The 5,466-nt window shown below is 28.9% G+C and carries 6 protein-coding genes; all 6 read left to right on the top strand.

All coding sequences use genetic code 11. From position 1 onward, the window contains the following. The first annotated feature begins 889 nt into the window (after positions 1-889). The 6 genes from WA340_RS02645 (at position 890) to WA340_RS02620 (ending at position 5,250) form a co-directional block, all read left to right on the top strand. The gene (locus WA340_RS02645; protein ID WP_336127171.1) at positions 890-1,408 is read left to right on the top strand and encodes a hypothetical protein; all 519 of its coding nucleotides are present in this window, start codon (positions 890-892) and stop codon (positions 1,406-1,408) included. 209 nt (positions 1,409-1,617) lie between these two features. After that, the gene (locus WA340_RS02640; RefSeq protein WP_336127170.1) at positions 1,618-2,202 is read left to right on the top strand and encodes a hypothetical protein; all 585 of its coding nucleotides are present in this window, start codon (positions 1,618-1,620) and stop codon (positions 2,200-2,202) included. Positions 2,203-2,366: 164 nt separating this feature from the next. Continuing rightward, on the top strand, positions 2,367-3,125 hold the full coding sequence (locus tag WA340_RS02635) for a DUF6090 family protein (RefSeq protein ID WP_336127169.1): 759 nt from the start codon (positions 2,367-2,369) through the stop codon (positions 3,123-3,125). A 148-nt stretch (positions 3,126-3,273) separates the two neighbouring features. Further along, on the top strand, positions 3,274-3,783 hold the full coding sequence (locus WA340_RS02630) for a hypothetical protein (RefSeq protein WP_336127168.1): 510 nt from the start codon (positions 3,274-3,276) through the stop codon (positions 3,781-3,783). 5 nt (positions 3,784-3,788) lie between these two features. Further along, a complete protein-coding gene (locus WA340_RS02625) occupies positions 3,789-4,112 on the top strand; it encodes an HNH endonuclease (protein ID WP_336127167.1) in 324 nt (107 codons plus the stop codon). Positions 4,113-4,269: 157 nt separating this feature from the next. Next, positions 4,270-5,250 (top strand): hypothetical protein, encoded by a 981-nt coding sequence (locus tag WA340_RS02620; protein WP_336127166.1) that lies wholly within the window; start codon positions 4,270-4,272, stop codon positions 5,248-5,250. Positions 5,251-5,466 lie beyond the last annotated feature (216 nt).

The following is a 5,466-nucleotide window of genomic DNA, read 5'->3' as shown; positions in this document are numbered from 1 at the left end:
GAAAATCCTCGCGGATTTTCAGTTTGGTGTGTACTTGCAAAGTCAAGTGCTAAACCACGCAACTACTCATAGCCGAGACCGTTGCATACAATAGCTGACCAAGATTTCGGTTGAACTTAAAACTAAAACCCGAATCCATATGCTATTGAATTAGTAAAACTCAAAAACCAAACATTGGAATTGAATATATAATAGCTATTAATAACGATTACTAAAAAAATCAAAAATACATAGTCCTATTTAACAATAATTATTTTATGAATTAAAACTTTTTGATATGAAAACCAAACACTACTTAATTGTATTTATTTGTTCTTTTAGCTTTAACATACTTTATTCATTACTTAATCCAATACTAAGAAGTAATAAATCATTAAGAGAAAATCAAGAGTTATTTGTATATCTAGTCGGCTTTTCAACTATATTAGTTTTTATTTCATTTATAGGTTTATTAATTAAAATATACAAGTACGAACATAAAAATGATTTTCTAAATTCCTAATTATAATTGAATTCAAAAGAATACATTCGATACATATTCTATATTATTTCATTGGTTTTAATCATCGCATTTATTGAATATTATGTTAGTTACTATTATAGGAGATTTACTCGTTCTTTGCTTTTTGTTATTGTTTTCGCAGTAATGTTGAAACGTATTTATAAATAAGAAACTAATGAATAGTAATGAAAATTGTAGTCAGAATTAACAAAGCAAAAATACTACTGTATGCAACATGGCGTATATTTTATTACGGCTGAATTTTCCGTTGGAAAATCCAGCGACTCGCCCAATGTTCCAGGATTTTTTGCTATTTTAGTTGCGAGCGAAACCGTAACAAAACATACACTTTAACGTTAGCAACCATTTCCACTCATACTCAAAATAATGACTGAAAAAGAAATAATTGAAAAAATTGATTTATTATTTGAGAAAATAACTGACTTTAATGCGTTTTCAATAAACAATATTTTTTTTAATGAAATAAAACCTAATGAAAAGAATAAAAATGAAGTAGAAAACTTCCGTAATATTGTGAGTGAAACAAAATTATTCGGAATGAATAATGACTTGTTTGAAAAATATAATAATAATGGTTGGTTTTCTTTAACCGAAAAAGGAAAGGAATTAAAAATATCCAATTTAGGATATATCAAATTCACGAAAAAATCTAAACCTAAAAAAATCGATTTATATAAAATAATACCTATCATTTTAACTTTTGTTTTTGGTTGTTTAAATATTTATCAGAAATATGATTATCGTGAATTAAAGAATGATTTTGATTCTTTAAAAATTGAACGTGATTCTTTAAAACAGAAATTGATTTATTTGAGTAATAAAACTGTTGAACATAAAGAAAACACATTAAAAGATACATTAGAAACCAAAAAGGTATCTTATTAAAAGAGCGAATAATTATCGACATAATATTTGAATTTTAAATTAATAATCTGAATAAAAAACGAGTTGCTAACAATGTATAAATTCAATTGCGGCTGAATTTCCTACGGAAATTCATTGCAATTTTCTATCTTTCAGCTCAATCGGAAAATCGTACCGATTTTCCGCAACTGAAATTTATACGCTAACGTTACCACACATTTGACAAAACAATGATGAAAAATATTTTACTTATTTGCTTATTAGCATTTAGCTTTAACTCTTTTGGACAAAACAGCTACCGAATTGAAAACCAAATTTGGAATTACAATAAACCATCTGAATATATTTCGAGAGTTGACAACTTTGAAAAAGACAGAAAAACAGGAGAAGAATATGTAAAAAAACAAAATGACGGAACTACGCTTTCGACTGATGACAAGATTCTTTTCTCGATAGCTAAATCGGATTCCACACAAATAAATATTGTTTTAGCGAGTTACAAAGGAAATGGAAATATTGAAAGGTTTACTTTAAAAGGCTATGCTGAAAAACTCGGCGAATATTTCAAAGTAAATCCGAAAAATGATGACCCGAAAATAATTGTGAATGTAAGTGTTAGTGAAGTAGTTATTGACCAAACGAAATTTTATTTAATAAGTAAAACTACTAATTACACAGAACAGAATTACTCATATACATCTGACTATTATGTTAGTGAAATTCAAGGAAAGGAATTCTCAATTGCAGCAGTTTATGACAATGAAACTGACAAACAGAAAATTGAAAAATCGATATTGGAATCAACATTTGAATAAAAACGTGTGGTAACAATGTATAACCGCAATTACGGCGGATTCGACTGCGTCCGAATCCACTCGGAATTGCTAACGCCAGTTCTTAACCGAAAATCATTAACTTTAAACCCGTAACTGACGGTTATACGAGACCGTTGTGCTTCATTATGACCAACCGCTAACCAATGATAAAATTCTTTAGAAAAATTAGACAAAATATGCTGACTGAAAACAAATTCAGTAAATATTTACTTTATGCAATCGGAGAAATTATTCTGGTAGTTATTGGAATCTTGATTGCATTGGGATTAAATAACTGGAAAGATAATAAAGCAACTGCCAATATCGAATATGGATATATGCAAAATCTAAAAGAGGATTTAAATATTGATATTGAATTATATAATGATTATCTCGAAAAAAATGCAGAAATATTTAAAATTATTGAATTAATGGTATTTCAATTGTCTCAAGACAACTTCCAATCCACAAGTGATGAATCTGCTTTTAATAGTCGAATTATGACCACAAAATGGAATCGAGTGCGACCTGTAGAAAGAACATTCGAACAAATGAAAAGTTCTGGTCAACTAAAAATAATTAGTAAGCAAATAGTTTCAGACAATATCTCGGATTATTACAATAGCATTTTTGAATTAGAAACTTATAACGAAGCTCTACTTTTATGGCTTGAGAACTATATTAAACTAATGGGTAAGGTGTATAATGGTCAAGTGTTGTTGGAAATATTGAAAACGAAAAATAAAGTATCAACTGAAAACAGTGCTATAATAACAGAAGACAGAGAAACAATTAATGAACTCATTACGAGTGCTCAATATATCTATGGTGCGATTAGCCTTTCAGAAAAACTTGTAATTAATCGAAAGGAAAAAGCGAAAAATTTAATACAAGAAATCGATAAAAATTATAATAAAAAATAACGAAAGCACAACACCGTATAAAATTAATGGCTAGTTCTTGCCTACTTACGAAAATCCGCGAGGATTTTCTATCTGGTATTTATTTGCTAAATTAGGTGCTTAAACACGCCACTAATCTTATACAACAACGTTGTGCATAATTTGACCGATGAAACTAATTGAACATAGAAGAATAATAAATAAGAATCCTCAAGCTTACGAAACGGATTTAGAATCTGAACGATTAGTTAAATCAATCATTAATCATATTCGTAATGATTTTTTAAATATCAGATTTGACCAACAGAAAAGAGAAATTTTAAGAGAAATAGTAATTCTACTTTTTGAGGCACAAGAGCATAGACCTTTTTTTCATGTAGAAGGAACTGAATTACCTCTTTGTTGGAATAGACCTTCAGATTGGAATATTGATTATATAAAATATGAATGGGGACATTTACTTTCACAAAATCAAATGCCTGAAAAAAGTAGTTCAATTGAAAATATTGGACTTTACTCAGCAAGATGTAACCAACACATTCAAAGTAGTATGAATATACAAGAGCTTATGGTTTATGGCGGACTGTTAGCTCAAAGAATATCTAATGTTTTGACAAATAGAAGAATATTATTTGCTTCTGAGAAATGGAAGAAGTTAATAAATAGTCTTTATGAATAATAAATATGGCTAATAAATGGGGAATTCCAATTGAAGTGGAAAACTTTGTGTTATCAAGAGATAAATCTTGCGTGTATTGTGGAATCACTTTTACGAAAAACGACAAATCTAGAAAAACAAAACAATCGTGGGAACATATAGTTAATGACATTAGAATAAATGGAGTTGACAATATTGCGCTTTGTTGTATGTCCTGTAATGCAAGTAAAGGTGCTAAGTTATTAGAAGTATGGCTTGAAAGTAAATATTGTAAAAACAAAGGAATTACAAAAGATACAGTTGCTTTGGTTGTTAAAGAAGCAATTAAAAATAAACCTGAACTGAAATAAAAAACTATGCACAACAATGTATAAATTCAATTGCTACTGAATTTCCTTTCGGAAATTCAGTAGCAATTTGCTAAATTAGTACCTAACTTAAAATCCTGCGGATTTTAAGCCGCACTGAAATTTATACGCTAACGTTGTAGCACATTTGAAAAAACTAATGAATAAATCTTTAACCTTACTTCTTTTATTAATCTTTACCTTTCCATTATTTGGGCAAACGGACACGACTAAAATTGCGTTTATAGCATATTGGTCGAAAGGTGATAGTTACGACTTCAGAGTAACTAAAATAAAAAAACGATGGACAAACGATAAACTGACAAAAAATGATTCTACACAATACATTGCTAATTTTAAAGTAATAGACTCAACGGAGAAATCATATACATTACAATGGACATTCAAAAATTTTCTTGCTAACAGCTATCGAGAAAACTTAAACAAACTTTATGAAAATAAACAAGCTGTAAATGATATTGTTAAAAAATACGATGTTACTAAAGTCATCTACAAAACCGATGAATATGGTGAATTCTTAGAAATATTAAACTGGAAAGATATAAGTGCCTTAATGAGCAATATGCTTGGAGAATTAGAAAAAAGTATTAAGATTCGTAAGCCAGATAAAATAAACGAAGTTAAACAAGCAATGGCACCTTTTACAGAAATTTATAGCTCTAAAGAAGGAATTGAACAGTTGATTGTTTATGAATTACAATATTTTCATTTCCCTTTTGGTACTGAATACGATACTAATGAGCCTTTCGAATATGAACAAGAACTACCAAATATGATTGAAGGAGAACAACCTATCAAGGCTGATGCAAAACTCTCAATTATAGAAACTGATTTTGAAAACTTTTACTGTGTCCTAAAAGAAGAATCTACAATTAATCCAGAAGACACCAAACGACAAGTTATTTCATTTTTCAAAAAAATGGGAATAGAAGGAAAAAAAGCAGAAAAAATGATGAAAACTGCAATTTTCGACATCACTGACTTAAATTATTATCAATACTATTTTGATCCTGGTGTTCCTCATAGAATATATGGAAGTCGAAAAACTCTTTTAAATATGAATAAAACCATAATTGAAAATATTGAGGAATTAGAAATTGAACTAATTTACGAGGAATAAAAAACGAGCTACAACAATGTATAAATTCAATTGCGGCTGAATTTCCTACGGAAATTCATTGCAATTTTCTATCTTTTCAGTCTAAATCGGAAAATCGTAACCGATTTTCCGCAACTGAAATTTATACGCTAACGTTGTGCATAATGTAAAACCAACCTATGAGCCATAAATTAACAACCATAGAAATTCAGAACTTCAAGTCAATTATTGCAATTG

It is taken from the genome of Mesoflavibacter sp. CH_XMU1422-2, from assembly GCF_037029245.1.
In the GTDB taxonomy this organism is placed as follows: domain Bacteria; phylum Bacteroidota; class Bacteroidia; order Flavobacteriales; family Flavobacteriaceae; genus Mesoflavibacter; species Mesoflavibacter zeaxanthinifaciens.
The sequence above is the reverse complement of the archived record's forward strand: the minus strand, read 5'-3'. Positions and strand labels throughout refer to the sequence as shown.

Coding starts and splice junctions, on each gene's coding strand:
- WA340_RS02625 (WP_336127167.1), top strand. CDS start 3,789: ATGGCTAATAAATGGGGAATTCCAATTGAAGTGGAAAACTTTGTGTTA.
- WA340_RS02645 (WP_336127171.1), top strand. CDS start 890: ATGACTGAAAAAGAAATAATTGAAAAAATTGATTTATTATTTGAGAAA.
- WA340_RS02620 (WP_336127166.1), top strand. CDS start 4,270: ATGAATAAATCTTTAACCTTACTTCTTTTATTAATCTTTACCTTTCCA.
- WA340_RS02640 (WP_336127170.1), top strand. CDS start 1,618: ATGATGAAAAATATTTTACTTATTTGCTTATTAGCATTTAGCTTTAAC.
- WA340_RS02635 (WP_336127169.1), top strand. CDS start 2,367: ATGATAAAATTCTTTAGAAAAATTAGACAAAATATGCTGACTGAAAAC.
- WA340_RS02630 (WP_336127168.1), top strand. CDS start 3,274: ATGAAACTAATTGAACATAGAAGAATAATAAATAAGAATCCTCAAGCT.